At 63.0% G+C, this 2,880-nt stretch carries 3 protein-coding genes; 2 read left to right on the plus strand and 1 reads right to left on the minus strand.

Translation table 11 applies throughout. The features are described 5' to 3' along the window. On the plus strand, positions 1-489 hold a 489-nt coding region (locus DBR30_RS21775), incomplete at its 5' end, for a 4Fe-4S binding protein (protein ID WP_258224316.1). Positions 490-686: 197 nt separating this feature from the next. Beyond that, entirely contained in the window at positions 687-2,078 is a 1,392-nt protein-coding gene (gene cysG, locus DBR30_RS07105) for a siroheme synthase CysG (RefSeq protein WP_108540110.1), read from the plus strand. Between the two features lie 100 nt (positions 2,079-2,178). Here cysG and DBR30_RS07110 read toward each other — a convergent pair whose 3' ends face one another. After that, the gene (locus DBR30_RS07110; RefSeq protein ID WP_108540113.1) at positions 2,179-2,781 is read right to left on the minus strand and encodes a hypothetical protein; all 603 of its coding nucleotides are present in this window, start codon (positions 2,779-2,781) and stop codon (positions 2,179-2,181) included. Positions 2,782-2,880 lie beyond the last annotated feature (99 nt).

Raw genomic sequence — 2,880 nt, forward strand, 5'->3', positions numbered from 1 at the left:
TTCAATGCCGAGCGCTGCATCGGCTGCGGCGCCTGCGTCAAGGCGTGCAGCCACCACGCGGTGGATTGCCTCGCCATCAAGCATGGCAAGGCGGTCAAGGAGGAGAGCAAGTGCATCGGCTGTGGCGAGTGCGTGCTGGCCTGCCCGACCCTGGCCTGGCAGCGGGATCCCAAGCAGCTCTACATGGTCAAGCTGGGGGGCCGCACCAGCAAGAAGACCCCTCGTACTGGCAAGCTGTTTCTCAACTGGGTCACCGAAGAGGTGCTGCATGCGGTGATCAAGAACCTGTTCGAGTTCGAGGCCGAGATGCTGGATGGCAAACCCATCTACCTGCACATGGGCCATCTCATCGATCGGGCCGGTTATCACAAGTTCAAGGAGCGGGTGCTGCGCGGCGTCACCCTTAACCCGGAAGCCATGGTCGCTGACCGCATCTTCTGGGCCGAAGATCAGTACGTCGCCAACATGCACGTCAAAGCGGTGCAATAGGAAAAACCTCGTTTGGGGAAGCGTGATCAAGTGGCCGACACCGGTGGGGATCTGTCGTTGGCCCGGGCGTAGATCACCCTTCCCCTTTTTTATTCCCGTCGGGGGATCTTTCCCCCGACCATCCGGGGTGCGTCACGGCGCGCCCTGCTATCTCGCCCGGCGCGGCATTGCGAGCGGGCCAGCATCCGGAGCCTGTTATGGACTTTCTCCCTCTCTTCTGTCAGCTGCAAAACAAGCCGGTCCTGATCGTCGGCGGCGGTGAGGTGGCGGTGCGCAAGGCGCGCCTGCTGCTCGATGCCAAGGCGAAGATCACCATCAATGCCCCGCACCTGGAACCCCAGCTGATGAGCTGGGCCGAGCAGGGTCACCTGACCGTCTGCGCCGCCGGCTTTCATCCCGAACTGCTCGATGGCAAGTGGCTGGTGATCGCCGCCACCAACCAGCAAGAGGTCAACCAGCAGGTCTTTCACGAGGCGAGCCTGCGCCAGATCTTCTGCAATGTGGTGGACTCTCCGGCCCACTGCAGCGCCATCATGCCCGCGATCATTGACCGCTCGCCGCTGATGGTGGCCATCTCCAGCGCAGGCGCGGCGCCGGTTCTAAGCCGCCAGCTGCGGGAAAAACTCGAAGCCATGCTGCCGCAACACCTCGGCCAGCTCGCGGCGCTGGCGGGCAAGCTGCGCGAGCGGGTCAAACTGATTCCGGACAAGCTGGCCCGCCGCCGCTTCTGGGAGCGGCTCTTTAGCCATGAGCGACTGGCATGCCAGCTGGCCCGCGGCCAGCAACAGGCCGCCGAGCAGAGCGTCGCTGAACTATTAAATGAGCCGCTACAGAGCAAGGGAAGCGTCACCCTGGTGGGCGCCGGCCCCGGCGATGCGGGGCTGCTCACCCTGAATGGCTTGCAGCAACTGCAGCAGGCGGATGTGGTGGTCTATGACCGGCTGGTGTCGCAGGAGGTGTTGGCGCTTGTTCGCCGGGATGCCGAGCGGATCTTTGTTGGCAAGGAGGCGGGCCGCCACTGTGTGCCCCAGCAGGCGATCAACCAACTGTTGCTGGAACAAGCGCTGCTGGGCAAACAGGTGGTGCGGCTCAAGGGGGGCGATCCCTTTATCTTTGGCCGGGGTGGCGAGGAGCTGGAAACCCTGGCCGAGGCGGGCATCCCCTTCTCGGTGGTACCGGGCATCACCGCCGCATCGGGCTGCGCCGCCTACAGCGGCATTCCCCTTACCCACCGTGATCACGCCCAGCGGGTGCAGTTCATCACCGGCCACGACAAGGAGGGCAATATCGCCCAGGAGTGGTCGGCACTGGCGGCCCCCCGCCAGACCCTGGTGTTCTACATGGGGCTGGCCCACGCCGCCCGCATTCAGGATGCGCTGCAAACCCACGGCATGCCCGGCCACACCCCGGTGGCGCTGGTGGAGCAAGGCACCCAGCTCAGCCAGCGGGTGGTGCGCGGCGAGCTGCAGCAGTTGGCCGAACTGGCTCGTCAGGTGAAGAGCCCGAGTCTCATCATCATCGGCTCGGTGGTCACTCTGGCCGACAAGCTGGACTGGTATGGGGAAGCCAACGCCATCCACGGCATCTAACCCGGCACGGCTATCACCCAATAGAGACAACAAAACAGAGAGCGGCCATGCCGCTCTCTGTTTTTTGCATCAATAACCAAGCCGTGGCACGGCACGTCTGTTACTCCAGTGTGATGGGGCCGGTATTCTGAGCATCGCTGTCATTCCAGTCGCTCTCATCGCGAATGCGCGGATCCCCCTGCAAGGTGTAGAGGATGGTGCCCTGACGAAACTGCAGCGCACCATCTGCCCGCTTGGCCTTCACCTTGACTCCGTTGACCCACACCTGCTCCTTGCCATCCACCTGAATATTGGCCACCGTGGCGCCTGTCTCGCGGTTTTTGGCGATCCACTTGCCCTGATAAGGGGAATCCCCTTTGGCCATCGGCAGTGCGGCGGCCTTGCCCGCCGACCAGGCGTGCACGGTGCAAAAGCCATGAGCCCGGCGATCATGCTTGATGACGTAATCCAGGGTGGGTTCGCTGGCGGGCAGATCGAAGGTGATCCCGATGACCACCTTGCCGCTCGTGGCCGAATAGGCGGCGGGCGCCAGCGTTTTCAGGGTCGCCTTCTTGCCATTGATAAAGACATTGCCCCCTTGCGACTTGACCCGGATATCGGTTGGGCAAGTGGCGCTGAAGTTGGGCAGCGCCGCGAGGGCACTGCCGGCATGGGCGGTCATGGCCAACATGACAAGGGTCAGCAGAGCAGGTTTTTGATTCATAGTGATACGCCTTCAAAAGAAGAGAACCTCGTCCGTGAGCGGTGTCGTTCCTGATGGCGGCACTCTAGCTTGGCCCTCTCGGGCTACCCAGTTAAAAAA

This window comes from Aeromonas sp. HMWF017 (assembly GCF_003061465.1).
In the GTDB taxonomy this organism is placed as follows: domain Bacteria; phylum Pseudomonadota; class Gammaproteobacteria; order Enterobacterales; family Aeromonadaceae; genus Aeromonas; species Aeromonas veronii.